19 protein-coding genes and 1 pseudogene are annotated in these 24,412 nt (G+C 72.3%); 15 read left to right on the plus strand and 5 right to left on the minus strand.

What is annotated here, in order from left to right:
* The first annotated feature begins 27 nt into the window (after window positions 1–27).
* Window positions 28–3,903 (plus strand): alpha/beta fold hydrolase, encoded by a 3,876-nt coding sequence (locus AB0D93_RS19905; RefSeq protein WP_362120982.1) that lies wholly within the window; start codon window positions 28–30, stop codon window positions 3,901–3,903.
* A gap of 64 nt (window positions 3,904–3,967) precedes the next feature.
* Here the strand turns inward: AB0D93_RS19905 and AB0D93_RS19910 are convergent, their stop codons facing one another.
* Window positions 3,968–4,222, minus strand: a complete 255-nt coding sequence (locus AB0D93_RS19910; RefSeq protein WP_362120983.1) for a hypothetical protein — start codon at window positions 4,220–4,222, stop codon at window positions 3,968–3,970.
* A gap of 288 nt (window positions 4,223–4,510) precedes the next feature.
* Between AB0D93_RS19910 and AB0D93_RS19915 the strand changes: the two genes are divergently transcribed.
* The 6 genes from AB0D93_RS19915 to AB0D93_RS19940 all read left to right on the plus strand — a co-directional run bounded on the left by AB0D93_RS19915 (window position 4,511) and on the right by AB0D93_RS19940 (window position 11,564).
* Window positions 4,511–5,314: an ABC transporter ATP-binding protein gene (locus AB0D93_RS19915; RefSeq protein WP_362120984.1), complete on the plus strand. Its 804-nt coding sequence runs from the start codon at window positions 4,511–4,513 to the stop codon at window positions 5,312–5,314.
* Window positions 5,314–7,824, plus strand: a complete 2,511-nt coding sequence (locus tag AB0D93_RS19920; protein WP_362120985.1) for an FtsX-like permease family protein — start codon at window positions 5,314–5,316, stop codon at window positions 7,822–7,824. The genes AB0D93_RS19915 and AB0D93_RS19920 overlap by 1 nt, the downstream gene beginning before the upstream one ends.
* An 86-nt stretch (window positions 7,825–7,910) precedes the next feature.
* Window positions 7,911–9,209: a sensor histidine kinase gene (locus tag AB0D93_RS19925; protein WP_362120986.1), complete on the plus strand. Its 1,299-nt coding sequence runs from the start codon at window positions 7,911–7,913 to the stop codon at window positions 9,207–9,209.
* Complete coding sequence (locus AB0D93_RS19930; RefSeq protein WP_362120987.1) at window positions 9,173–9,817, plus strand: response regulator transcription factor; 645 nt, start codon at window positions 9,173–9,175, stop codon at window positions 9,815–9,817. Before AB0D93_RS19925 ends, AB0D93_RS19930 begins: the two co-directional genes overlap by 37 nt.
* 119 nt (window positions 9,818–9,936) lie before the next feature.
* Entirely contained in the window at window positions 9,937–10,692 is a 756-nt protein-coding gene (locus AB0D93_RS19935; RefSeq protein ID WP_362120988.1) for an alpha/beta fold hydrolase, read from the plus strand.
* Window positions 10,689–11,564, plus strand: a complete 876-nt coding sequence (locus tag AB0D93_RS19940; protein ID WP_362120989.1) for an SDR family oxidoreductase — start codon at window positions 10,689–10,691, stop codon at window positions 11,562–11,564. Before AB0D93_RS19935 ends, AB0D93_RS19940 begins: the two co-directional genes overlap by 4 nt.
* An 11-nt stretch (window positions 11,565–11,575) precedes the next feature.
* Here AB0D93_RS19940 and AB0D93_RS19945 read toward each other — a convergent pair.
* The 4 genes and pseudogenes from AB0D93_RS19945 to AB0D93_RS19960 all read right to left on the minus strand — a co-directional run bounded on the left by AB0D93_RS19945 (window position 11,576) and on the right by AB0D93_RS19960 (window position 15,655).
* Window positions 11,576–12,788: pseudogene (locus tag AB0D93_RS19945) on the minus strand (FAD-dependent oxidoreductase).
* 122 nt (window positions 12,789–12,910) lie between these two features.
* A complete protein-coding gene (locus tag AB0D93_RS19950; protein WP_362120990.1) occupies window positions 12,911–13,102 on the minus strand; it encodes a ferredoxin in 192 nt (63 codons plus the stop codon).
* A 26-nt stretch (window positions 13,103–13,128) separates the two neighbouring features.
* Complete coding sequence (locus tag AB0D93_RS19955) at window positions 13,129–14,364, minus strand: cytochrome P450 (RefSeq protein WP_362120991.1); 1,236 nt, start codon at window positions 14,362–14,364, stop codon at window positions 13,129–13,131.
* A gap of 58 nt (window positions 14,365–14,422) precedes the next feature.
* Window positions 14,423–15,655: a cytochrome P450 gene (locus tag AB0D93_RS19960; protein ID WP_362121145.1), complete on the minus strand. Its 1,233-nt coding sequence runs from the start codon at window positions 15,653–15,655 to the stop codon at window positions 14,423–14,425.
* A gap of 432 nt (window positions 15,656–16,087) precedes the next feature.
* On the opposite strand from AB0D93_RS19960, the gene AB0D93_RS19965 reads away from it, so the two are divergent.
* The 8 genes from AB0D93_RS19965 to AB0D93_RS20000 are packed head-to-tail and all read left to right on the plus strand — an operon-like array spanning window position 16,088 to window position 24,325.
* Window positions 16,088–16,984 carry a proline iminopeptidase-family hydrolase gene (locus AB0D93_RS19965; protein WP_362120992.1) on the plus strand — a complete coding sequence of 299 codons (897 nt, stop codon included), beginning with the start codon at window positions 16,088–16,090 and terminating at the stop codon, window positions 16,982–16,984.
* Between the two features lie 54 nt (window positions 16,985–17,038).
* Window positions 17,039–17,974, plus strand: coding sequence for an acyltransferase domain-containing protein (locus AB0D93_RS19970; protein ID WP_362120993.1), 936 nt, complete (start codon window positions 17,039–17,041; stop codon window positions 17,972–17,974).
* 25 nt (window positions 17,975–17,999) lie between these two features.
* Window positions 18,000–18,251 carry a phosphopantetheine-binding protein gene (locus AB0D93_RS19975; RefSeq protein WP_362120994.1) on the plus strand — a complete coding sequence of 84 codons (252 nt, stop codon included), beginning with the start codon at window positions 18,000–18,002 and terminating at the stop codon, window positions 18,249–18,251.
* 24 nt (window positions 18,252–18,275) lie between these two features.
* Complete coding sequence (locus AB0D93_RS19980; RefSeq protein WP_362120995.1) at window positions 18,276–19,838, plus strand: amino acid adenylation domain-containing protein; 1,563 nt, start codon at window positions 18,276–18,278, stop codon at window positions 19,836–19,838.
* Complete coding sequence (locus tag AB0D93_RS19985; protein ID WP_362120996.1) at window positions 19,835–21,361, plus strand: AMP-binding protein; 1,527 nt, start codon at window positions 19,835–19,837, stop codon at window positions 21,359–21,361. The genes AB0D93_RS19980 and AB0D93_RS19985 overlap by 4 nt, the downstream gene beginning before the upstream one ends.
* Window positions 21,358–22,596 (plus strand): type III PLP-dependent enzyme, encoded by a 1,239-nt coding sequence (locus AB0D93_RS19990; RefSeq protein WP_362120997.1) that lies wholly within the window; start codon window positions 21,358–21,360, stop codon window positions 22,594–22,596. The genes AB0D93_RS19985 and AB0D93_RS19990 overlap by 4 nt, the downstream gene beginning before the upstream one ends.
* Complete coding sequence (locus AB0D93_RS19995; protein ID WP_362120998.1) at window positions 22,596–23,048, plus strand: cobalamin-dependent protein; 453 nt, start codon at window positions 22,596–22,598, stop codon at window positions 23,046–23,048. Before AB0D93_RS19990 ends, AB0D93_RS19995 begins: the two co-directional genes overlap by 1 nt.
* Window positions 23,045–24,325, plus strand: a complete 1,281-nt coding sequence (locus AB0D93_RS20000) for a methylaspartate mutase (protein WP_362120999.1) — start codon at window positions 23,045–23,047, stop codon at window positions 24,323–24,325. The genes AB0D93_RS19995 and AB0D93_RS20000 overlap by 4 nt, the downstream gene beginning before the upstream one ends.
* Window positions 24,326–24,412: the final 87 nt, after the last annotated feature.

A 24,412-nucleotide genomic window follows, 5' to 3' on the forward strand; every position in this document is an offset into this window, starting at 1 on the left:
GACGTCCCTGCGACAAGGAAGAGAACCATGGCCGAGAAGCCGGACACCAGGACGGTCGAGGCACTGCGCGCCTCGCTGAAGGAGATCGAGCGGCTGCGGGAACGCAACCGCGCGCTGACGGCGGCGGCCCGGGAACCGGTCGCGATCGTCGGCATGGCCTGCCGCTACCCGGGCGGTGTCCGGTCCCCCGAGGACCTGTGGCGCCTGGTCGCCGACGGCCACGAGGGCATCACCCCGTTCCCCGACGACCGCGGCTGGGACCCGGACCTGTACGACCCGACCCCGGGCGTGCCCGGCCGCTCCTACACCCGGGTGGGCGGATTCCTGCACGACGCCGGCGACTTCGACGCCGCGTTCTTCGCTATCAGCCCCAACGAGGCCCTCGTCATGGACCCGCAGCAACGACTGCTGCTCGAAGGCTCCTGGGAGGCGCTGGAGAACGCCGGCATCGACCCCGTCGCCCTGCGCGGCAGCCGCACCGGTGTCTTCGCGGGCGTCATGTACCACGACTACTTCGGCAGCTTCGGGTCCGGCAGCATCGTCTCCGGCCGGGTCGCCTACACCCTCGGTCTCGAGGGTCCGACGCTCAGCGTCGACACCGCCTGCTCCTCGTCGCTCGTCACGCTGCACCTGGCCGCCCAGGCCCTGCGGCAGGGGGAGTGCACCCTGGCACTGGCCGGGGGAGTGACGGTGATGGCCTCGCCGGGCACCTATGTGGAGTTCAGCCGGCAGGGCGCCCTCTCCCCGGACGGACGCTGCCGCTCCTTCGCCGACGACGCGGCCGGTACCGGATTCTCCGAAGGGCTGGGCGTGCTCGTGCTGGAGCGGTTGTCGGACGCGCGGGTGAACGGTCATCCGGTGCTGGCGGTGGTCCGGGGTTCGGCCGTGAACCAGGACGGTGCGTCCAACGGGCTGACGGCGCCGAACGGTCCGGCGCAGCAGCGGGTGATCCGGCAGGCGCTGGCGGCGGCGCGGTTGTCGGTGGCCGACGTGGACGTGGTGGAGGCGCACGGGACGGGTACGACGCTGGGTGACCCGATCGAGGCGCAGGCGTTGCTGGCCACTTATGGTCAGGGGCGGGATGTGCCGTTGTGGCTGGGGTCGGTGAAGTCCAACATCGGGCACACGCAGGCGGCGGCCGGTGTCGCGGGTGTCATCAAGATGGTCATGGCGTTGCGGCACGGGGTGCTGCCGAGGACGTTGCACGTGGACGAGCCGTCGACGAAGGTGGACTGGGGTGCGGGCCGTGTGTGTCTGCTGACCGAGGAGCGGGCCTGGCCGGTGACGGACCGGCCGCGCCGGGCGGGGGTGTCGTCGTTCGGCATCAGCGGCACCAACGCGCACACGATCATCGAGGAGGCCTCCGCGGAGGACCGGCCCCCGTCGGACACCGCACCCGACGCACCGGCCGTCGTATGGCCCCTGTCCGCCCGTTCCGCACAGGCCCTTCCCGCGCAGGCCGAGCGGCTGCACGCCTTCCTGGCGGACCGGCCCGAGCTGCGCCCGACGGCCGTGGCGCGGGCCCTCGGCACCCGGCGCGCCACGTTCGACCACCGCGCTGCCGTCACCGGCACCGACCGCGAGCACCTCATGGCCGCACTGCATGCCCTCGCCACCGGTACGCCCGCCCCCACGGCCGCCACCGGAAAGGCCCGGACGGGGACCCGTACGGCGTTCCTGTTCACCGGGCAGGGCGCCCAGCGCCTCGGCATGGGCCTCGGACTCCGCGCCCACTACCCGGTGTTCGCCGACGCCTTCGACGAGATCGACGCCCGCCTCGGCCTGGACCTGGCCTCGATGCTGGCGGGTGACGACGCCGACGCCGACGCCGTCCACCGCACGCAGTACGCGCAGACGGCGCTGTTCGCCTTCGAGGTGGCCCTGTTCCGGCTGCTGGAGTCCTTCGGCGTACGACCCGACCTCGTGGCCGGACACTCCGTCGGGGAACTCGCCGCCGCCCATGTGGCGGGTGTGCTCGACCTGGACGACGCCTGCACCCTGGTCGCCGCCCGCGGCCGTCTCATGCAGGAGCTGCCCGAAGGCGGTGCGATGGTCGCCGTGCAGGCCGGCGAGGACGACGTACGGCCGCTGCTGAACGACCGCGTCGGGCTCGCCGCCGTCAACGGACCGTCCTCCGTGGTCCTTTCCGGAGCGGAGGACGCGGTGCTCGCCGCGGCGGCGGGCTTCGCGAAGACCAGGCGGCTCGCCGTCTCGCACGCCTTCCACTCGCCGCTGATGGACGGCATGCTCGACGCCTTCCGGGCCGTGGCCGAGAAGCTGACCTTCCGCGAGCCGCGGATCCCGCTGGTCTCCACCCTGACCGGTCGCCCGGCCGAGACCGAGCGGCTGAGCGACCCCGCCCACTGGGTGCGGCACGTACGGGAGACGGTCCGGTTCGCCGACGCCGTCGCCTCCCTCACCGCCGCGGGCGCCGGGCGGTTCCTCGAACTCGGCCCCGACGCGGTCCTGACCGGGCTCGCCCGCGAGTGCCCCGAGACCGACGGTGTCGTCTTCGTCGCCCTCGGCAGGCGCCACGGCAGCGAGCCCGCGGCCCTGATGTCCGGCCTGGCCGGTCTGTACACCGACGGCCTCGCCCCCGACTGGGCGGCGCTCTTCCCCGGCACGGTCCGCGCCGAACTGCCCACCTACGCCTTCCGGCACGAACGGTACTGGCTGAACGCGGACGTGGCCCTGACGGCCGGACCGCTCACCGACCCCACGCCCACCCACCACCCCGAAACCGCGGACGCCGAGCCGTTGCGGCAGCGGCTGGCAGGTGTCACGCCGGCCGAACAGGAGGCCCTCCTGACCGACATGGTCCGCGCCCAGACCGCGAGCATCCTCGGACACCCGGGGCCCGAGGCCGTCGACCCCGACGCCGTGTTCCTGGAGATCGGCATGGACTCCGTCTCCGCCGCCGAACTCCGCAACGCCCTCGGCGGTGCCCTGGGTACCAGCGTGCCGGCCGGTGCCGTCTTCGACCACCGCACCCCGGCCGCTCTCGCCGGCGCCCTGTGCGGACACCTGGTGGCCGGCGGGGCGGCACCGGTCGCAGGCGCCCAGGAACTCGAATCGGTCAGCGGGCTGGTGCGGCGCGCGGCGGCGGACGGGCGGATGCCGCGGGCCATCGAACTGCTGCGCACCGTCGCCGAGATCCTCCCCGGCTTCTCCTCCCTGGCGGAACTCGGCGACATCACCGACCCGGTACGGCTGGCCACCGGCGACGCGGCCCCGCGGTTGGTCTGCCTGCCCTCTCCGATGGCGCTCGGCGGTGCCCACCAGTACGCCCGCTTCGCCCGGCACTTCCAGGGCCGGCGTGACGTGCTGGTGCCGGCCGTGCCCGGTTTCGGCCCCGGTGAGGCACTGCCGCGCTCTGTGGACGCGGTGGTGGAGGTGGTCGTCGAGGGCATCCGCCGGGCGTGCCCGGACGAGCGGCCGTACGTCCTCGTCGGCTACTCCTCCGGCGGCCAGTTCGCCCACGCGGCGGCCGAGATCATGGAGAAGGCGGGACAGCTGGCCTCGGCCGTGGTGCTGCTGGACACCTATCTGCCCGGGGACGACGGCAAGGACGACCTGTGGCGGCAGATGTTCGACGGGATGCTGGACCGGGAGTCGGCCCTCGGCGGCTTCGGGACTGCCCGCCTCGCCGCCATGAGCCGCTACAGCGACCTCATCCAGCACTGCGTGCCGGGCGCCCTGGCGGCGCCGGTGCTGTTCGTGCGGCCCGAGGAGTCCTTCGCGACCGGCACGGCCACCGACGACTGGCGGGCCAGGTGGCCGGCCGAGCACGAACCCGTCGACGTGCCCGGCACCCACTTCACGATTCTGGAGGATTTCGCGGAGGCCACCGCCGAGGCGGTCGAGGCGTGGCTGCGCGCAGCGGGGGCCGTCGGCACTCCCTGAAACCGAGCCGGGCCGGACGTGCTCGGGCGAGGGCGGCCGAAAGGCTTCCCTCGCCCGTTTTTCCTCAGTCGCCGGCCTCGTGGAAATGCGCCAACCATGCCTGGATATCGCAGCGGATACTGTCCGGATCGACACCTAATCGCAGGGCGATTTCGTTCGCCGCCGATTCCGGCTGCCAGCCACTGCGCTGGAGCGCCAGCCACATCGTCGTGCCGCGTGGCCCGCATCTGTGGCGCTTCCCCGTGCGCAGGGAGAACAGCTCCAGATATCCGTCGGGCCGGACCTGCGCGGTCAGCTCGTGGTCAGGCCTCCTGGCCATGGGACTTCCCATCGTTCGTGGATTCTTCGGACGGATTCGACCGTACCCGCAGGCGCAGGCCGGGACACGGGTGGCAACCGGCCCTTTCGTAGAGGAGCCAGATATGCGGACAAGGTGGTGACACCGCTGCGCAAAGTGCCCGAGCGCCCGCCGAAACCTGGCGTCCCGAGGTAGAGAAACCTCTACCTCGAACCGGCCGGAGAATGCCAATGTGCCGCGGCCGCGCCGTTCCTAATCTGGTTCACAGACACCGCGTGGGAAACGCGATATCTCATAGGGGAGCCCGCAGTGCACACTTCACAGGACCTCCGCCGGGCGGAGGCGGTACGGCTCGACGCCGTGTCGAAGACCTACGGCCGAGGAGACAGCCAGGTGGCCGCGCTCCGCGGGCTCACCATGAGCTTCGCCGACGGCACCTTCACCGCCGTAATGGGCCCGTCCGGATCGGGCAAGAGCACCTTCCTGCACTGCGCCGCGGGACTGGTCCGGCCCAGCTCCGGGAAGGTCACCGTCGGCGGCACCGACCTCGCCGGCCTGGACGACACCGGGCTGACCAAGCTGCGCCGCGACCGGATCGGCTTCATCTTCCAGTCCTTCAACCTGCTGCCCGCGCTGACCGTCATGCAGAACATCACGCTGCCGCTGCAACTGGCCGGACAGCGGCCCGACAAGGGCCTGATCCGCACTGTCGTACAGCGCGTGGGACTGGCCGACCGGCTCGGCCATCTGCCGTCGCAGCTGTCCGGCGGCCAGCAGCAGCGGGTCGCCATCGCCCGTGCCCTGGTGACCCGGCCCGCCGTGGTCTTCGCCGACGAACCCACCGGCGCCCTGGACACCCGCACCGCCGCGTCCGTGCTCGCCCTGCTGCGCGAGTCCGTCGACACCGCACGCCAGACGCTGGTCATGGTCACCCATGACCCGGTCGCCGCCTCCTACGCCGACCGCGTGGTGTTCCTCGCCGACGGGACCTTCGCCGGCGAACTGCACCGGCCGACCCCCGACGCGGTCGCCGCCCGGATGACCAGGCTCGGCGCCTGGGAGGACGACACCCAGCGGCAGAGCTCGCCGATGTCCTCCGGGGGGCGTTACTGATGTGGCGCCTGGCACTGCGCACCCTGAAGTTCCGCAAAACGAGCTTCGTCGCCACCTTCCTCGCCATGTTCCTCGGCGCCGCCATCGTCATCGGCTGTGGCGGCCTGATGGAGACCGGCGTCCGCATGGCGGCCCACCCGCAACGCCTCACCGGCGCCCCGGTCGTCGTCACCGGCCAGCAGACCTACGACTCCGCGGCCCTGACCGAGCGTCACCGCCTCGACCCCGGCCTGCTCGGCACGGTGGCCAGGGCCGACGGCGTGCGCACGGCCGTCGGCGACGTGTCGGTGCCGGCCACCGTCCTCGAGGACGGCAAGCCGCTGACGGGCAAGGCCGACTCGTACGGCCACGGCTGGGCGAGCGCCCGGCTCGCCCCCTATACCCTCGCCGCCGGTGGATCCCCCGCCGCCGACGGCGAGGTCGTCCTCGACTCGGGACTGGCGAAGCGCGCGGCCGCCCGCCCCGGGTCCGTGGTCGACATCGTCGTCCAGGGCACCACCCGGCGGTTCCGGGTCAGTGGGATCGCCGAACAGCACGGCGACCACAACCCGCACGCCGCCGTGTTCTTCACGGACGACGAGGCACGCACCCTCGCCGGCGGGCGCATCGACTCCATCGGCGTGCTGCCCGAGCCCGGCAGGAGCGTCGGCGCCGTCGCGGACGCGGTGCGCTCGGCGGTCGGCGACCGCGCCGAGGTGCTCACCGGCGAGCAGCGCGGACTCGCCGAACTGCCCGGCACCCTTCCCAGCCAGCGCACCGTCGTCATCCTCGCGGCGGTCTTCGGCTCCTCGGTCGTGCTGATCGTCATGTTCGGCGTCGCCTCCACCCTGGGCCTCTCCCTCCAGCAGCGCGCCCGCGAGATGGCGCTGCTGCGGGCGGTCGGCTCCACCCCGCAGCAGCTGCGGCGGATGATCCTCAGCGAGACCGCCGTGCTGTCGGTGGGATCCGTGGTGCTGGCCCTGCTGCCCGGATGGGCCATCGGCCGACTGTTGTTCGGGGTGCTGACCTCCAGCGGCGTCGTGTCGTCGGAGATCGTCTACCACGCGGGCTGGATCCCGATGGCCGTCGGAGCCGTCGTCACCGTCCTGGCCGCGGCCGGCGCCACCCGCTTCGCGGGACGCAGGGCCGCCCGCACCGAACCGGTCGCCGCGCTGGCCGAAGCCGACGCCGCCACCCGCTGGTTGAGCGTGCCCCGCCTGCTGCTCGCGCTGTTCTTCCTCGCCGACGGCATCGGCCTGGCCGTCGCCACCGCCACCGTCATGGGCGACGGCCCCACTCTCGCCAGCACCGCCGGACCCGCCTCCGTGCTCTTCTGCATCGGGCTCGCCCTGCTCGCTCCCGGCATCACCAAGGCCATGGTGGCGCTGCTGCGGCTGCCGGTGCGCGCCTGCACCGGACTCTCCGGCCGGCTCGCGCTGCGCAACGCCGCCACGGCCGCCGTCCGCATGGCAGGCGCGGTCGCGCCGATCGTCCTGCTCATCGGCATCGCCACCGGCACCCTCTACATGCAGTCCACCGAGGACCACGTCTCCCGGACCTCGTACGACAAGAACATCCTCGCCGACTACGTCCTGGACTCCACGACAGGCGGGTTCGCCCCCGGCGTCGTCGAGAAGGTACGCGCCACCCCTGGCGTGGCCGCGGCCACCGAGCTCGTCATCAGCCGCGGCTTCGTCGACCGGCCGGACGGCCCGGCCGACGCCGACCTGCGCGGGGTCTCCGCCGAGGGCGTACGCCAGAGCCTGGACCTGCCCGTCGTGGCCGGCTCGCTCACCGACCTGCGCGGTGACACCGTGGCCCTGTCCGACAAGAAGGCCCGCGAGTACGGCGTCAAGGTCGGCGACCGGCTGCCGATGCACCTCGGCGACGGCACCGCCGTACGCCCCACCGTCGTGGCCCTCTACACCGACAACCCCAAACAGGAGTACCTGACGCTGCCCGCGGCCGGCCTCGCTCCGCACACCGGCGACGCACTGCCGCACCAGATCCTGGTCCGCACCGCACCCGGCCACGGCACCGAGGCCCATGACCGGCTCGCCGCGCTGGCCGCCCGGGTGCCCGGTACCGAACTCGACGTCAGCTCCTCGCTGGCCGGCCGGAACAACCAGATCCAGCAGATCCTGGTGTCCGCCAACTACACCATCGTCGCCATGATCGTGGGCTACGCCGCCATCACCGTGGTCAACACCCTGGTGTCGGTCACCCGGAAACGGCGCGCGGAGTTCGGTCTGCAGCGGCTCACCGGCGCCACCCGCCCCCAGGTGCTCGCCATGCTGACCGTCGAGGGCGTGCTGATCGGCGTCATCGCCACCGTCCTCGGCACCATCGCCTCGGCGACGACGATCGTCCCGTACAGCCTCGTCAAGAGCCACTCGTACCTGCCCTCCGGATCCATCGGCATCTACCTCGCCATCGTCGGCGGATCACTGCTGCTGGTGTTCGGCGCCACCCTGCTGCCCTCCTGGCGCGGCATGCGCGAACCCGCCGTCGACACGGTGAAGGCCGCGTGAGCCACCCCCTGACCGGGCCGTTCCCGCCACCCCCGGGCGGGAGCGGCCCCTCCACGACCGGTGCCGAGGAATGGGAACATGAGGGCATGGAGACTGTGCCGGTCACATGGCGGGCCCGACTCGGCCGCGCCACCCTGGACACCCTGGTCGGCGTGGCGATCGCCGCCGGAGCCCTGCTGTCGATCGTCCTCTTCGTCACCACCGCCTACTTCATCGTCATCTCCGTGATCGGCATCGGCTTTCTCGCGCTGCCCTACTGCACCAGGGCGGTGCGCCGGCTGGCCGACCTCAACCGGCGCGCGGCCGCCCACGCCGGTGTCCCCGTGGAGCGGCCCTACCGGCCCGAACCGCAGGAGATCGAGAAGGACATCGTCGGCTGGATGCGCCGCTGCAAGTGGATCCTCACCGACCCCGCGACCTGGCGGGACCTGCTGTGGCTGCTGCTCAACTGCGTGGTCGGCCTGGCCGGTTTCGTACCGGCCGGCCTGCTCTACTACGCGGGGGAGGGGCTGTTCCTGGCCTGCGGCCTGTGGCAGCCCGTCGCGGCGGGCGGACAGGGCCGCTGGTACGCCTTCGTCACGGTCGACAGCTGGCCGGCCGCGCTGGCCGCGGGACTGCTGGCGCTCCTCGTCCTCACCGGGTGGGTGCTCCTCAGCCCCCTGGTCCTCAAGGGATACGCCTGCTTCGTCCGCTTCCTGCTCGGCCCGACCCGGCAGTCCCAACTGGCCTCCCGCGTGCAGCACCTGTCGGAGACCCGCTCCGGCGCCCTCGACATCCAGGCGGCCGAACTGCGCCGCATCGAACGCGACCTGCACGACGGCGCCCAGGCCCGGCTGGTCAGCCTCGGCCTCCAACTCGGCGCCGTCGACCGGCAGATGGCCCAGGATCCCGAAGAGGCCCGGCGGATGCTGCGGGAGGCCCGCAGCTCCTCCGTGCAGGCCCTGAGCGAACTGCGCGACCTGGTCCGCGGCATCCACCCGCCGGTCCTCGCCGAGCGGGGCCTGGCCGACGCCCTGCGCGCCCTGGGCCTGGCCAGCCCGTTGCAGGTCACCGTGGTGGCGGACCTCCCGGACACCCTCCCCGACCCGGTCGAGTCCGCCGTCTACTTCGCGGTGTCGGAGCTGCTCACCAACGCCCTCAAGCACGCCGAGGCCCAGCGCGTCGAGGTCCTCGCCTGGTGCGCGGACGGCACCCTGCACGTGCGCGTCACCGACGACGGCCGGGGCGGCGCCGAGGCTTCGGCCGGGAGCGGTCTGGAGGGCATCCGACGGCGCCTGGCATCCTTTGACGGGGTCCTGGAGATCAGCAGTCCCCCGGGCGGTCCGACCGTGATGAAGCTGGAGCTACCGTGCGCGTTGTCCTCGCCGAAGACCTCTTCCTCCTGAGGCAGGGGATCATCCAACTCCTGGAGGCCTACGGGTTCGAGGTGGTAGCCGCCGTCGACAACGGCACGGACCTCGCCGGCGCGATCGCCGAGCACCGGCCCGACGTCGCCATCGTCGACGTACGGCTGCCGCCCACCTTCACCACCGAGGGCCTCCAGGCCGCCCTGCGCGCCCGTAGGGAGCAGCCCGGCCTGCCGATCCTCGTCCTCTCCCAGCACGTGGAGCAGATGTACGCCCGCGAACTGCTCGCCGACGGCACCGGCGGTATCGGCTATCTGCTCAAGGACAGCGTGCTGGACGACGAGCAGTTCATCGATGCCGTACGACGGGTCGCGGCCGGCGGCACCGCCATGGACCCCGCCGTCGTAGCCCAGCTGATGACGAGTCACTCCCGGGACGAGCCGCTGGCCGCGCTCACCGGGCGGGAACGCGAGGTGCTGGAGCTGATGGCCGAGGGCTGCTCGAACACGGCGATCGCCCAGCGCCTCACCATCACCGAGGGCGCGGCCGCCAAGCACATCTCCAACATCTTCACCAAGCTGGTGCTGCCCCCGTCGAGCGACAGCAACCGCCGCGTGCTCGCGGTGCTCGCCTACCTCAACGCCTGAGCCACGACACGCCGTTGGGGCCGGTAGGGGTGGGCCGGGGTGCCGCCGGGGTGTGAGACTGCCAGGGCATGCCGTGCGAAGCGCGCCGCAGTCGCCACCAGGAAGGAAACGCCCGCCCCATGACCACGCTCACCGAGCAGGACCGCCTCTGGATACGCCGCTACCACCCCCGTCCGGACGCGGCGGCCAGACTGGTGTGCCTGCCTCACGCGGGTGGTTCGGCGTCCTTCTACCGCCCGGTGTCGGCGAGCATGCCGGATTCCGTGGACGTGCTCGCCGTGCAGTACCCGGGGCGCCAGGACCGGCGCCACGAGCCGTGCGCCACGAGCATCCAGGAACTGGCCGACGACGTCACCTCCGTCCTGCTGCCCTGGACGGACCGCCCGCTGCTCGTCTTCGGGCACAGCCTGGGCGCGACCCTCGGTTTCGAGGTCGCCCGCCGGCTGGAACGCGACCACGGCGTCGTCCTGCGCGCACTCTTCGCCTCCGCCCGCCGCGCCCCCTCCTGCCCGCGTGACGAATCGGTCCATCTGCGCGACGACGACGGACTCGTGGCGGAGATGCGGCAGTTGAGCGGGACGGACGCGGCGATCCTCGAGGACGTGGAACTGATCCGCATGGCCCTGCCAGCGATCCGCGCCGACTACCGGGCCGCCGAGACCTACGTCTACGAGCCCGGCCCGAACCTGAACTGCCTGGTCATCGGCCTGGTCGGCGACGACGACCCCAAGGTCACGGTGGACGAGGCGCGCGCCTGGTCGCGTCACACCGACGCCTCGTTCGACTTCCACGTGTTCCAGGGCGGCCACTTCTACCTGACGTCCCATCAGAAGGACGTCATGGAGCTGCTGGTGAAGCAGGCAGTGCGGTCATGACCGCGGTTCTCGTCACCGGGTGCAGCAGCGGCATCGGTCTGGAGACGGCGCTGGCGTTCGCGCGGCGGGGCGACCGGGTGCACGCCTGTGTGCGCACCCCCGGCAGCGCGCGGGAACTGCTGCGGCGTGCCCACGCCGAGGGCCTCACCCTCGACGTCCCCGAACTGGACGTCACCGACGACGACTCGGTCACCGCTGCCGTCACCGCCGTGCAGGACCGGCACGGACCGGTCGACGTCCTCGTCAACAACGCCGGCATCGACCGTACCGGCCCCGCGGAGACCATGCCGCTCGACGAGGCGCGCCTGCTGATGGAGACCAACTTCTGGGGGCCGCTGCGCATGTGCCGTGCCGTGCTGCCCCGGATGCGCGCCCGGGGCAGCGGCGTCGTCGTCAACGTCTCCTCCCTCGCGGGCCGTACGTTCGCCGTGCCGCACGGCGGCCTGTACGCGGCGAGCAAGGCGGCCCTGGGCGCGCTCAGCGAGGCCATGTCCGCGGAGGTCCAGCCCTTCGGCATCCGCGTGGTGTGCCTGGAACCGGGCAGCTTCGCCTCCGGCATCAGGGGCAGGTCCGTGCCGGCTCCGGATGCCCGGCTGTCCAGGACAGGTCCGTACGGCGCCGACCACGCCTGGCTGACCGGATTCCTCGCGGGTGTGGCGGAAGGCGCCGGCGACTGCGCCGACGCGGCCGAGGCGATCGTCGCCGCCGCGGTGGACCCGGACACCCCGTTGCACACGCCGGTCGGCAAGGACGCGGAAGCGGCACTGCGGTTCCTGACGGGCGTCACCTACGAGCAGTGGCTGCCCCGCTTCCTCGAACAGGCCGAGTCCCTCGTGGGCCCGCGCCCCGCCCCGCCGACCGCGGGCGGCTGAAGGACGGGCCCCTAGGCCATACGTGTGCCGGCCAGGGCGGCCTGCCACGGGGTCCGGGCCGCGACCAGGGAGCGCCATGTGCGCAGGGTCCGGGGCGGTACTCCCGCGGCGAGCACGCCCGTGATCCGGTCGCCGGTGCGGTACACGACGAGCAGTCGTCGGCCGGTGGGGTCGCCGTCGAGGACCAGTGCCTCGTCGTGGCCGCGCAGGTGGCCATGGGCCTGGACCCTGGTGTCGTACTGGTCGGACCAGAAGTACGGCACCGGTGCGAAGGGCAGCCGTTCCTCGGGCCGTAGGAGTCCACGGGCGACGGCCATGCCCTGCTCGGCGGCGTTGGTGCGGTGCTCGGTCCGCATCGCCGTGCCGAACAGCGGGTTGTACCAGCGGGCCACGTCACCGACCCCGTACACGCCGGGGCGCCGCGGCGCAGTACGCGTCGCACACCAGCCCGTCCTCGACGTCGAAGCCGCTGCCCGCGAGCCACTCGGTGTTCGGCACGCAGCCGATGGCCACGAGTACGTCGTCGGCGGGTACGGCACTCGTCCCGGCGGCCTCGGCCAGCCGGACGCCGGTCACACCGCCTCCGGAGCTCAGGACGCCGGTCACCGTGGCGCCCGTGCGCACGTCGACGCCGTGGTCCAGGTGGAGCCGGGTCAGGAACCGTCCCGCCTGCTCCCCGACGGCCGCGGCCAACGGCACCGGAGCCGGCTCCACCAGCGTCACCTCGACGCCGAGGCCACGGGCCACGGAGGCGACCTCCGTGCCGAGGAATCCGGCGCCGACGACCACCAGCCGGCGGCCGGGAAGCAGACGGGCCCGCAGTGTCAACGCGTCCTGGAGGGTCCGCAGGGTGTGCACTCCGGTGATGCCGTCGGTGCCCGGCAGGCGCCGCGGCCGTACGCCGGTGGCCACGACCAGGGCGTCGTACCCGATCCGGGCGCCGTCGGCCAGCAGGACCGACCGGGCGACCGGATCCAGCCCGGTCGCCGGCACACCGAGACGCAACTCCAGTGCCAGCGCGCCGAGTTCGGAAGCGGTACGCAACGCGAGCCGGTGCGGCTCCCAGGTGCCGCTCAGCAGGTCCTTGGACAGCGGCGGGCGGTCGTAGGGCGGCTCGGTCTCGTCGCCGACGAGTGTGATCGCGCCCTCGTACCCGGCCCGGCGCAGCGCCTCGGCGGTGGTCAGGCCGCCTGCTGACGCTCCGACGACGACGACGCGGTTCACGGCTCGGCCTCCCAGAGGATCTTCCGGTCGTCGGGCCGGCGGCGAGGTGCCGGTCGACCCGGTCGGCACGGCCCGCGACGGCGGGCGGCGTGGGTCGGGCGAGGGCTGTCCGCCACCTTTCCTCAGCCGTCGACGCGGATGGAGCGCGACGGGCACAGGTCGGCCGCCTGGAGGACGCCCTCGCGCAGGTCCTCGGCCGGCTCCTCCCGCAGGACGATCACGAGACCGGCGTCGTCCTGGTCGAACACCTCCGGGCTGAGCATGGCGCACTGGCCGGAACCCACGCACCGGTCGCGCTCGGTGGTGACACGCATGAGGGGGACTCCGATCGGGTCGGCCGTCACCAGGTGACGGGGAGTTCGTAGACGCCGTAGACCATGGCGTCGTCCTTGAAGCGCAGGGCGTCCGGTTCGGCCGCGAGCCGCAACCCGGGGATGCGGCGCAGCAGCGTGCCGTAGACGGTCTCCAGCTCCACCCGGGCGAGGTTGGCGCCGATGCACTGGTGGACGCCGTAGCCGAACGCGAGGTGGCTGCGGGCCTCCTTGCGGTGGATGTCGAGGGCGCCGGGGTCCGGGAAGACGGACTCATCGTGGTCGGCGGCGTTGTTCAGGGCGAGGATGCCCTCGCCGGCGCGGATGGTGACGTCGCCGACCTCGATGTCCTCCAGCGCGACCCGTGCCGTGCCGGAGTCCGAGATGGAGAAGACACGGAGCAACTCCTCGATGGCGTTGGGGAGCAGAGCGGGATCGGCCCGCAGCTCGGCCATCTGGTCCGGGTGCCGCAGCAGGGCCAGCACACCGAGGGCGATCATGTTGGCCGTCGTCTCGTGGCCGCCGACCAGCATCAGCCGCGCCATCGTCACCACGTCGGCATGGTCGGCGACCTGCTCGGTGCGGTTCTTCTCCAGGAAGCGGCTGATGAGGTCGTCGCCCGGCTCGTTCTCCTTCAGGGTGACGAGCTTGTCGAGGTACGTGTCCAGGGCCTGGACCGCCGCCCCGTACTCGGCCGGGCTCAGATCGTGGTTCATCATCGCCGCCGACCACTCCTCGAACTGCGCATGGTCCTCGTAGGGCACCCCGAGCAGCTCGCAGACCACCAGCGAGGGCACCGGCAGCGCGAGGGCGGTGACCAGGTCGACCGGGCCGCCCGCGGCCAGCATCGCGTCGACCCGCTCGTCGACGATCTCCTGGATGCGCGGGCGCAGCTCCTTCACCCGGCGTGCGGTGAACTCCGGTATGAGCATGCGCCGCTGGGCGGTGTGCTCCGGCGGGTCCATGTTCAGCAGCATCAGCCGGACCTGCGCCAGCATCTCCTCGGGAATGTGGAACTGGTGCGGGTAGCCCGGCAGCTTCAGGTTGGAGCTCACCCGGCCGTCACCCAGCACCTGCCGGACGTGCTCGTGCTGGGTGACCAGCCAGGTCGGCTTGCCGTTCACCTTCAGCGCGGCGCGCGAGACCGGTTCGTGCGCACGCATCTCGGCGTACTCGCGCGGCTCGCTGAACGGGCAGGTGCGCCGCATCGGGAACCGCGGAAGCGGCGACCCCGCCTCGGGCACGGCGTCGGCGGACTGGGTCATGGCTGCCTTTCGGTGACGGAACAGGAACAGGAACGGGTGCGGGTGCGGGGAAGGTCCGTCACCAGGTGACGGGCAGCTCGTACAGGCCGTAGACCATGGCGTCGTCCTTGAACCGCAGTTCGTCGACCGGCGTGGCCAGACGCAGCGTCGGGATGCGCCGGAACAGGGTCGTGTAGACGACGTCCAGCTCCATGCGCGCCAGGTTCTGGCCGATGCACTGGTGGACGCCGTAGCCGAACGCGAGGTGGCTGCGGGCCTCGCGCCGGACGTCGAGGCGGTCGGGGTCGGGGAAGACCCGCTCGTCGTGGTTGGCCGCGTTGTTCAGCGGGAGGATGCCCTCGCCGGCCTGGATGGTGACTCCGTCCAGCTCGATGTCCTCCATGGCGACCCGCGCGGTCCCCGCGTCGGAGATGGAGAAGAAGCGCAGCAGCTCCTCCACCGCCTTCGGCATCAGCTCCGGCTCCGCGCGGACGGCGGCGAGCTGGTCGGGGTGTTCCAGCAGGGCCAGCACGCCCAGCGCGATCATGTTGGCGGTGGTCTCGTGCCCGGTGACCAGCATCAGCTTGGACATGCTGACGATGTCGGAGTGCTCCACCGCGGGGGCGTGCCGGTTGAACTCGATCAGCCGGCTGATCATGTCGTCGCCCGGTTCGCTCTCCTTGGCGGTGACCAGCCCGTCCACGTAGGCGTCGAGTGCGTAGTGCGCGCGGCCCCGGTCCTCGTCGCTGATGTCGTGGTTCATGATGGCCCACGCCCACTCCTCGAACCGGCCGTGGTCCTCGTAGGGGACGCCGAGCAGTTCGCAGATGACGAAGGACGGCACCGGCAGGGCCAGCGCGGTGACCAGGTCGACCGGGGCGCCCGTGCCCTTCGCGAGCATCTGGTCGATCTGCTGGTCCACGATCTGCTGCACCCGCGTCCGCAGCTCACGCATCCGGCGGACACTGAACTCGGGGGCGAGCATGCGGCGTTGCACCGTGTGGTCCGGCGGGTCCATGGACAGGAAGGTCAGCGGCACCGACTGGAGCGTCTCCTCCGGCACCGGCACCTGCAGCGGGTACCCGGGCAGCTTCAGGTTCGCGCTGACCCGCGCGTCACCCAGCAGCTTCTTGTACAGGTCGTGCCGGGTGACCAGCCAGGTCGGCTTGCCGTTGACCTTCAGCCGCGCCCGGGAGACCGGCTCGGTCTCGCGCAGCTCGGCGTAGGCGGCCGGCGGGCTGAAGGGACAGGCCCGCCGCATCGGAAACTCCGGCAGCGCGGCCTCGTCGGCCGGTTCGGCAGGTGCAGTCATCATGTCCTCTTCGCACGGGAGGGAACGGAAGCGCCGGCATCGGAGCGGGCCCGGGCTCGGCGCCGGTGCGGCGCTGCCGGCCGTCTCCCGCACGCTAGGCAGCCGCGGTCCGGGCCCCCAACCCCTAGGTGCCCCTAGGGACCGGCCGGAGACCGGGTGACCGGTGAACGCCCGCACCCGGCGGCCGGTGCACGGACTCCGGCCCCGAGTGGACCGGTGCCCTTCGACACCCCTGGAACCCCTGGAACCCCTGGCACCGCCTAGGGGCGGCTAGGGGTCCGGTGGCGGGGTGGCGGCCGTTAGCGTCGGCTGCGGACCACGGCAGAGGCACGGACGGCGCGGCGGGTGCGCCCGTCGCCCCGGCTCTCCCGGTCCCGGCCGGCGTCACTTCCCCGGCCGCCGTCGTCCCGCAGCCGAGCAGAGGTGATCAGCGTGTCTCCGGATCCCAGCGCGAAGGGCACCGTCCCCTTCGGGGAGTACCGGACCTGGTACCGGGTGACCGGTGCGCTCGGTGCGGGACGGCCGGCCGTCGTCGCCGTGCACGGCGGGCCCGGCAGCACCCACGACTACCTGCTGCCGCTGGCCCGCCTCGCCGAGGACGGCTGGCCCGTCGTCCACTACGACCAGCTGGGCAACGGCGGCTCGACCCATCTGCCCGGCAAGGGCGCCGACTTCTGGACCGTCGAACTCTTCGAGCGTGAACTGGCCAATCTGCTCGAACAGTTGGGCATCGCCGACGACTACGTGCTGTTCGGTCAGTCCTGGGGCGGTCCCCTGTGCGCCCGGCACGCCATGACCGCCCCGCCCGGACTGCGCGGACTGGTCGTCGCCAACGCCCCGGCCTCGTACCCGACATGGCTGCGGGAGATGGCCCGGCTGCGCGCCGAGCTGCCGCCGGGCGTGGAGGAGACCCTGCGGAGGCACGAGGCGGCCGGCACCTATGACAGCGACGAGTACCTGGCCGCGATGCGGGTCTTCTACGACCGTCATGTGTGCCGCGTGACGCCGTGGCCCCGTGACTTCCTGTCCTCCTTCATGGAGATCTACAACGATCCGACGGTCTACTACGCCATGAACGGGCCCAACGAGTTCCATGTCATCGGTTCCCTCAAGGACTGGTCGATCGTGGACGAGCTGCACCGGATCAGTGCCCCGACCCTGTTGATCAGCGGCCGCCACGACGAGGCCACCCCGGCGGTCGTCCAGCCGTACGAGGACCACATCCCCGGGGCACGCTGGGAGATCTTCGAGGAGTCGAGCCACCTTCCGCACCTGGAGGAACCGGAGCGGTTCTTCGCGGTGCTGACCGATTTCCTCAAGAGCCTGTGACGGCCGAGAACCTGTGACGCGCACGAACCAGTGAAAGGGGGCGGGGATCCCGCCATGGCACACGACACCGCTCTCGTCTTCCCCGGCATGGGCCCCGTCCCGTTCTCCGAGGTGGGCAGGTTCATGGTGGCCAGCCCCTACGCCCGGGACCTGGTGGCGGTCGCCGACGAGGCCCTCGGCTACTCGCTCGTCGACGCCTTCCGGACGTCCGTCGGCGACTACACCGAGGCCGCCCAGGTCGCCTTCTTCGTCAACTGCCTGGCCTGTGCGCACTGGGCCCGGGACCACCTCGGCGTGGAACCCGACATCGTCGCCGGACCCAGCTTCGGCGAGAAGGCGGCCATCGCCCACACCGGCGCCCTGGAGCTGCCCGACGCGATCCGCCTGACCGCCGGGATCGCCCGCTGTCTGGAGGAGTACTTCGCCGAGGAGCACCGGGACATCGTCACCCTGTCCTTCGTCCGCGCACCGCGCGACGGCCTCGACGCGATCCTCGCCGAGCTCGACGAGGCGGGGGAGTGGCACGAGATCTCCTGCCACGTCGACGAGGGCTTCTACATGATCTCCCTGTCCGAGCGGCGTGTGGCGTGGCTGGAGGAGCGGCTGCGCGGCATCGGCAGCCTGCCGCTGTACACCATGCGACCCCCCATGCACGCCTCGGTGTTCCGGTCGCTGCGTGACAAGGCCGCACGAGAGGTGGTGTCGCGCTACTCCTTCGCCGACCCCAAGCTGCCCGTCGTCGCCGACCAGGACGGCACGCTGCTGCACACCGGCGAGGAACTGCGCACCATGCTGCTCGACGGCTTCGACCACCCGATGAACTGGCCGAGCGTCACCACGGCCCTCAAGGACGCCGGCGTCCGCCGCGTCTGTGTGGCCGGGCCGGACACCCTCTTCGGCCGGGTTCCCTGCACGACCCGCCACTTCGACGTCGTCGCCGCACAGCCGCGGTCGGCGATGATTCCCCGGCGCCGTACCCGCGCCGCCTGACCCGACCGACTTCTTGGAGGCCCCCATGTGGGACGACCGGTTCGAACAGATACTCCGCCCCTTCCTGCCCTTCCTCCCCCCGCAGGAGGAGCTGACCCCGGACTCCGATCTGAAGGACCTGGGCCTGGACTCGCTCGGCACCGTCCAGCTGCTCGGCACGCTGGAGGAGGCCTATCAGCTCCGCTTCCGCGACAGCGCGCTGACCATGGAGACGTTCCGCACCCCCGGCGTGCTGTGGGACACCATGCGGAGCATGCTGCCCAGCGCCGCGAGCTGACGGGCGGCCACCGTGGACCCCACCATGGACGGCACGCTGCCCGGCCGGTTCGTGCGCGGCCTGGCCCTCGCCCCGGACCGGCCCGCGCTGTGCGTCGACGGCGTCGACACCACCTACCGCGAACTGCACGAACGCGCATCGGTCCTGGCCGGCTCCCTTCTGGCCGGGCTCTCCGACGAGCCGCCCGCCGTCGGTGTGCTGGCCGGCAAGGGCCCCACGGCGTACACCGCCCTGCTGGCCGGCCTGTACAGCGGCGTCACCGTCGTACCGCTGCAGCCGGCCTTCCCGGCGTCCCGCACCCGGCAGATGATCGAGGCCGCCGGGGTCGGGGCGCTGCTCGCCGACGACGACGCCCTGCCCGCCCTCACCGACCTGCACGCGTCCGGCCTCACCCTGCCGACGCTGTTCGCGCCCGGCGGTCAGCCCATGCCGTCGCTCGCCGTCGACGCGGACAGCGCGCTGAAGGCCCCCATGCCCGCCCGGCCCTCCGACACCGCCTATGTGCTGTTCACCTCCGGCTCCACCGGCCGGCCCAAGGGCGTGCCCGTCACCCACGCCAACACCGCGCACTACTTCCACCTGCTCGACCAGCGTTACGACTTCGGCCCGCACGACGTCTTCTCGCAGACCTTCGACCTCAACTTCGACTGCGCCATGTTCGACCTGTTCTGCGCCTGGGGGGCCGGCGCCGCCGTCGTACCGGTCCCGCCACGGGCGTACGCGCACCTGCCGGAGTTCGTGGACGAGCAGCGCATGACCGTGTGGTTCTCCACGCCCAGCGCGATCACCCTGGTGCGCCGCACCGGAGGGCTCGAGCCGGGCGCGCTGCCGTCGCTGCGGTGGAGCTTCTTCGCGGGGGAGGCGCTCAGCTGCAAGGACGCCGGGGACTGGGCAGCCGCCGCGCCGGGCGCGACGCTGGAGAACCTGTACGGTCCGACGGAACTCACCATCACCGTCACCGCCCAGCGCTGGACACCGGGGCGGTACCTCAACGACATGGTGCCCATCGGCGCCGTACACCCGGGCCACGAGACGCTGCTCCTGGACGCCGAAGGTGCGCCCACCGACGGTGACGAGGGCGAACTGTGCATCGCCGGCCCGCAGTCGACCCCTGGCTACCTCGACCCGGCCGACGACGCCGGACGGTTCCTGGAATGGGACGGTCACCGCTTCTACCGCACCGGCGACCGGGTCCGGCGCGCCGCCGACGGCGGCTGGCACTACCTGGGCCGGCAGGACGCCCAGGTCCAGGTGCACGGGGTGCGGGTGGAACTGGCCGAGGTGGACGCCGCAGCGCGCACCTGTCCCGGTGTCGAGGACGCCGTGACCGTGGCGGTGCCCGTGGACGGCACGGTGGAGCTGGCCGTCTTCCACACCGGCGAACCGGTGCCGCCCGCCCGGCTCGCCCGCCATCTGCGGGAGCTGCTGCCGGGCGCGGTCGTCCCGCGCGCCTACCACCACCTGGACGCCCTCCCCCTCAACTCCAACCGCAAGACCGATCGCAGAAAGCTCGCCTCCCGGGCCACGGCCATGCGGCAGTCCGCCGGGGCGGGACGCACACACGAAAGGCGGCAGGAGTCGCAGTGAACGGTCAACCGACAGTGCGGGCCCGTACTGACGCCCGGGTGCACGACCTGCTCGACGAGGCCACCGCCGACCGCCCCGACGCCCCGGCGGTCGCCGACGCCGCCGGCCGGTGGACGTACCGGGAGCTCTTCGCCCACAGCCACGCCGTCGACGCCTGGCTCGAGGAGCACGGCATCGGCCTCGGCGACCGGGTCCTGGTCCAACTGCCCAGCACCCGCGAACTGGTCGCGCTGATGTACGGCACCGCGCGCCGCGGTGCCGTCCTGGTCCCGGTGAACACCGGCATGAAGGACTACCACCTGCGGGCGGTCCTGGAGAACGCCGAACCCTCGCTGGTCGTGGTCACCGATGCGGCTGTGGACCGGATCGCCGCCCTCGCCGAAGGCGTACCGGTCCTCGGCCTCGGCGAGGCGTGGGAGGAGATCACCGCCCTGCGCGAGCGCGAGGCCCGCTCCGGCGGTGGGCAGGCAGGCCCCGAGGACATCGCCGTGCTCGTCTACACCTCCGGTTCGACCGCCGCCCCGAAGGCCGTGATCTGCCCGCACGGCCGGATGGTCTTCGCCACCGAGGCCATCAACCTGGAACTCGGCTACCGCCCCGACGACGTGGTGTTCTGCCGCTTCCCCATCTCCTGGGACTACGGCCTGTACAAGGTGCTGCTCACCGCCGCCGGCCGCAGCGAACTCGTGCTCGCCGACGGCGAGTCCGACCTGGTGCTGCTGCGCCGCATCCGGGAGACCGGCGCCACCGTCGTCCCGATCGTGCCGTCCCTCGCCACCATGATCGTCGCCCTCGCCGAACGCGAACCGGGCCGGGAGTCCCGGGTGCGCATGTTCACCAACACCGGTGCCGCGCTGCCCAAGTCGACCGCCGACGGGCTGCGCACGGCCTTCCCCGGCGCGGAGGTGGTCATCCAGTTCGGGCAGACCGAATGTAAACGCGTGTCCGTGCTGCCGCCCGCGTACCAGGACGCCAAGCCCGACTCGGTGGGCCGCCCGCTGCCCGGCACCCGCGCCTTCGCCGTCGACGACGAGGGCAGGACGCTGGAGCCCTGGCAGACCGGCGAGATCGTCGTCGAGGGACCCCACGTCATGCCCGGCTACTGGCGGGCACCGGAACAGACCGCTCGCGCCTTCCGCCCCGCCCCGGACGGCGGACTGAGGCTGCACACCGGCGACTTCGGCCATGTGGACGAGGACGGCTTCCTCTACTACGAGGGCCGCCGCGACGACATGTTCAAGCACAAGGGCGTGCGCATGAGCACCACCGAGATCGAGGCCGCCGCCACCGACATCCCCGGCGTGCGCGCCGCCGCCGTCCTGCCGCCCGCCTCCGGCCGCGACCTGGCGGTGTTCGCCGAGGGCGACATCGACCCGCACGCCCTGCTGAAGGAACTGTCGCTGCGGCTGGAGCCCGCCAAGGTGCCCGGTGTGAGCCGCGTCGTCGACGAGCTGCCGCTGACCCCGCACGGCAAGCACGACCGCAAGCAGCTCGCCCGTCTCCTGGAAGGAACCACCCCGTGACCGCCCCGACCGAGCTCGCCGAGCGCTTCGGTACCCCGTCCTACGTGTACGACCTGGACCGGGTGGCGGCGGCCCGCGACGACCTCTTCGCCGCGCTGCCCGACGAGGTCGAGGTGTTCTACGCCGCCAAGGCCAACCCGCACCCCGAACTGCTGCGCGAGCTGCGTTCCGGCGGAGCCCGCGGCTGCCGCGCGGAGATCAGCTCCGTCGGCGAACTCGACGCCGCCCTGCAGGCCGGCTTCCCCGGCGACCGGATCCTCTACACCGGACCCGGCAAGACCGCGGAGGAACTGACCGAGGCGATGACCCGAGGCGTCCGCCTGTTCTCGACGGAGTCCCACGGCGACCTGCGCCGCGTCGGCGAGGTCGCCCTCAGGCTGGGCATCACCACCGACTGCCTGATCCGGGTCAACAACGCCACCGGCGCGGCGGCCACCAGCATCCGCATGACCGGTGTGCCCTCGCAGTTCGGCTTCGACGGCGAGACCCTGCCCGGCCTCTCCGCCGACCTGCGCGAGGTGCCCGGCACCAGCATCGCCGGGCTGCACTTCTTCCCGCTGAGCAACGCCAAGGACGAGGCGAGCCTCATCGCCGAGTTCCGCCACACCGTCGCCACCGCCGCCGCCCTCCAGGACGCCCTCGGCGTCGCGTTCCGCTTCGTCGACATCGGCGGGGGGTTCGCCGCACCCTACGCGGTGCAGGGGGAGCGGCCGGTCTACGGCGCCCTGCGCGACGCGCTCGCCGAGTCGCTGGACGAGCACTTCCCCGGCTGGCGCGAGGGCGCCCCGCGGATCGGCTGCGAGTCGGGCCGCTACCTGGTCGCCGACAGCGGCACCCTGCTCACCTCGGTCGTCAACGTCAAGGACAGCCGCGGCCAGCGCTACGTCGTCCTCGACGCCGGCATCAACACGTTCGGCGGCATGTCCGGCCTCGGCCGCATCATGCCCGTGTCCGTCGAGCCGTACGAGTCCCTCGGCGTCGACGGCACACCCGCGAGCCTCGCCGGGCCGCTGTGCACCCCCGGCGACCTGCTCGGCCGGAACGTCCCGCTGTCCGAGCCGGCGCCGGGCGACCTGCTCACCGTGCCCAACGCCGGTGCCTACGGCCCCACGGCCAGCCTCCTGATGTTCCTCGGCAGGCCCGCACCCGCCGAGATCGTCGTCCGCGGCGACGACGTCGTATCCGTCTCCCGAATCCAGCACACACGCACCTACCACCACGGACAGGCCCTGTGATGAGCCCCTTCCCGATCACCCCCGCCCCCGGCGACCGGCCCGTGCTCGTCGCCGGCGGCATCTCCGACTCCCACACCTGGAACCTCGTCTACCTCCAGCTCCTCCTCGAAGAGCACGGGCACCGCGTGGTCAACCTCGGCCCCTGCGTCCCCGAGGACCTGCTCATCACCGAGGCCCTGGCCCACCGGCCCGCCCTCATCGTCGTCAGCAGCGTCAACGGCCACGGCTACCACGACGGCATGCGCACCATCACCCGGCTGCGCGAGCACGCCGAACTCACCGGTGTGCCCGCCGTCATCGGCGGCAAGCTCGGTATCGCCGGACCCTGCGGCAGCGAGGAGACGGCCGCGCTCGGCGCCGCCGGCTACGACGCGGTGTTCGACGACAGCGCCGAGGGCGTCGCCGCCTTCCGGCGGATGCTCGACGCGCTTGCGCAGCGGGCCCTGGTGTGACCGGCGTCGGGTTCGGCGCGTTCGTGCGCCGGGCTCACGACGCCGGGCGGCTGGTGGTCCAGCCCCGGATGGGGATGAGCGGCCCGGACCGGATGCGGGCCGGGCTGCTCGCCACCCGCGACGCGACGGCGACCACCGTCGGCACGATCACCCTGGACAGCTACACCCGGGTCGGCGACCTGGAGTCGGCCAAGCTGGCCGTGCTGGAGGGCGTCGCCCTCAACGGCTATCCGCTGGTGAGCCACGGGACGGCGACCACCCTGGAGGTGCTCGACGGGATCCACGGCCCCGACTTCCCGGTCCAGGTCAGGCACGGCTCGGCCGCGCCGCGGGACATCTTCCGGGCGCTGATGGCCGTCGGACTCGACGCCTCCGAGGGCGGGCCGGTCTCCTACTGCCTGCCCTACGGCCGCGTCCCGCTCGGCGAGTCCGTCGCCCACTGGGCGGCCTCCTGCGAACTGCTGGCCACCTTGCGGGAGTCGGGCGCGGAACCGCACCTGGAGACCTTCGGGGGCTGCGTCCTCGGCCAGCTCTGCCCGCCCGGTCTGCTCGTCGCCGTAAGCGTGCTCGAGGCGATGTTCTTCCACCGCCACGGTGTCCGCAGCATTTCGGTGAGTTACGCCCAGCAGACCGATCCGCGGCAGGATGCCGAAGCGGTGGCCGCGCTGCGCGCACTGTGCGCGCGGTTCCTGCCGGACACGGAATGGCACGTCGTCGTCTACGCCTACATGGGGCTCTTTCCGGAAACCGAGCACGGCGCCCGCCGACTGCTCGGGAAAGCGGCCGAACTCGCCGTCGCCAGCGGTTCCGAACGGCTCATTGTGAAAACGGTCGCGGAATCCCGTCGCATTCCGACCGTCGCCGAGAACGTCGCCGCCCTGGAATACGCGGCACAGGTGGCCGCGCGCACGCCGCGCGCCCCGCTCGACGGCACCGGCACCGAGACGTACGCGGAGGCCTCGGCGCTGGTCGACGCGGTGCTGGAGCTGGACGACGACCTCGGCGCGGCCCTGCTCACGGCGTTCGACAGAGGGTTTCTCGACGTTCCCTATTGTCTGCACCCGGACAACGCCGGATTCAGCCGCAGTCACATCGACGGGGACGGCCGGCTCCGCTGGTCCGACATCGGAAGGATGCCGCTGGACGGCATCGCCGACGTACGCCCGGCCGAGGGCATCACCTCCGCCGATCTGCTCGACTCCCTGTCTTATGTGCGCCGTTCGTTCGACCGGCACGACCCGCAGGACGCGACGGTCCTGGAACGGGCCCGCCCCTAGGGGTGCTTAAGGGTGTGGCCTTTCGGAGGCCGTCACTAGCGTGTGGAAAAAGTGAGGAACAACGGTGTCGGCCGAAAGTGGAGATGC

This window comes from Streptomyces sp. NPDC048191, assembly GCF_040652655.1.
Taxonomy (GTDB): Bacteria; Actinomycetota; Actinomycetes; order Streptomycetales; family Streptomycetaceae; genus Streptomyces.

Coding starts and splice junctions, on each gene's coding strand:
- AB0D93_RS19995 (WP_362120998.1), top strand. CDS start 22,596: ATGAGCCCCTTCCCGATCACCCCCGCCCCCGGCGACCGGCCCGTGCTC.
- AB0D93_RS19975 (WP_362120994.1), top strand. CDS start 18,000: ATGTGGGACGACCGGTTCGAACAGATACTCCGCCCCTTCCTGCCCTTC.
- AB0D93_RS19960 (WP_362121145.1), bottom strand. CDS start 15,655: ATGACTGCACCTGCCGAACCGGCCGACGAGGCCGCGCTGCCGGAGTTT.
- AB0D93_RS19920 (WP_362120985.1), top strand. CDS start 5,314: ATGTGGCGCCTGGCACTGCGCACCCTGAAGTTCCGCAAAACGAGCTTC.
- AB0D93_RS19970 (WP_362120993.1), top strand. CDS start 17,039: ATGGCACACGACACCGCTCTCGTCTTCCCCGGCATGGGCCCCGTCCCG.
- AB0D93_RS19925 (WP_362120986.1), top strand. CDS start 7,911: ATGGAGACTGTGCCGGTCACATGGCGGGCCCGACTCGGCCGCGCCACC.
- AB0D93_RS19955 (WP_362120991.1), bottom strand. CDS start 14,364: ATGACCCAGTCCGCCGACGCCGTGCCCGAGGCGGGGTCGCCGCTTCCG.
- AB0D93_RS19980 (WP_362120995.1), top strand. CDS start 18,276: ATGGACGGCACGCTGCCCGGCCGGTTCGTGCGCGGCCTGGCCCTCGCC.
- AB0D93_RS19940 (WP_362120989.1), top strand. CDS start 10,689: ATGACCGCGGTTCTCGTCACCGGGTGCAGCAGCGGCATCGGTCTGGAG.
- AB0D93_RS19950 (WP_362120990.1), bottom strand. CDS start 13,102: ATGCGTGTCACCACCGAGCGCGACCGGTGCGTGGGTTCCGGCCAGTGC.
- AB0D93_RS19910 (WP_362120983.1), bottom strand. CDS start 4,222: ATGGCCAGGAGGCCTGACCACGAGCTGACCGCGCAGGTCCGGCCCGAC.
- AB0D93_RS19905 (WP_362120982.1), top strand. CDS start 28: ATGGCCGAGAAGCCGGACACCAGGACGGTCGAGGCACTGCGCGCCTCG.
- AB0D93_RS19935 (WP_362120988.1), top strand. CDS start 9,937: ATGACCACGCTCACCGAGCAGGACCGCCTCTGGATACGCCGCTACCAC.